1 protein-coding gene is annotated in these 828 nt (G+C 81.3%); it reads left to right on the forward strand.

The features are described from left to right. On the forward strand, window positions 1-828 hold an 828-nt coding region (locus PYV61_RS26065), incomplete at both ends, for a cache domain-containing protein (protein WP_275836806.1).

Genomic DNA, 828 nt, shown 5'->3' on the forward strand with positions numbered 1-828 from the left:
CCGAGGCGGCGCTGCAGCAGGCGACGGACGCGCTCTGCCGCGCCGGCGACGCGCGGCTGGCGCGCGACCGCGCCGCCGTCGAGACGCTCGCGGCCGCGCTCACCCCGTCGCGCCCCCGGCGGTCGCGCGCCCTGATGGCGCGCATGGCCCGCTTCCACGCGCTGCACCCCGACTTCCGCACCGTCATCGCGGTCGACTCGGCGGGGGCGATCGTCGCCGCGTCGCCCGACGTCGGCGTCGACGGCACGCCGACCGTGGGGCGCACCGTGGCCGACCGCGCGTACTTCCGGGCGCCGATGGCCGGCGTGCCCGGGGCCTCGCCGTCGTTCGTGTCCGACGCCTTCCGCGGCCGCGGGTTCGGGAGCGCGCCGATCGTCGGCGTCAGCGCCGCGGTGCGCGACTCGTCCGGGCGCCCGCTCGGCATCGTCTCCGGCTCGCTCGACCTCGAGGCGTTCGCGGGGATCGCGCGCGGCGCGCGCGCCGGCGAGGGGTCGGCGTTCGCGATCGTCGACCGCGCCGGGCGCGTGATCCTCGGCGGCGAGGCGCTCGGGCAGCGGCTGCTGGCCGCCGCCGCCGGCCACCCGCTGGTCGTGGCCGCGCGCGCGACGCCCGCCGGCGCGGCGTTCCGCGCCGACACCGACGGCGGCCGGGTCTTCGGCGCGCACTGCACCACGGCGCTCGGCTGGCTCGTCGTCGGCCGCGAGCCGACGGCGCAGCTCGACCGCGGAACGCGCGAGGCGTTCGCGCTCACCCTCGGGTGGGCGGTGCTGGCCGCCGCGGGCGCCGCCGCGGCGGCGACGGCGCTGGCGCGGCGGCTGGCGGGGATGC

Source organism: Roseisolibacter sp. H3M3-2, from assembly GCF_029211165.1.
Lineage (GTDB): Bacteria > Gemmatimonadota > Gemmatimonadetes > Gemmatimonadales > Gemmatimonadaceae > Roseisolibacter.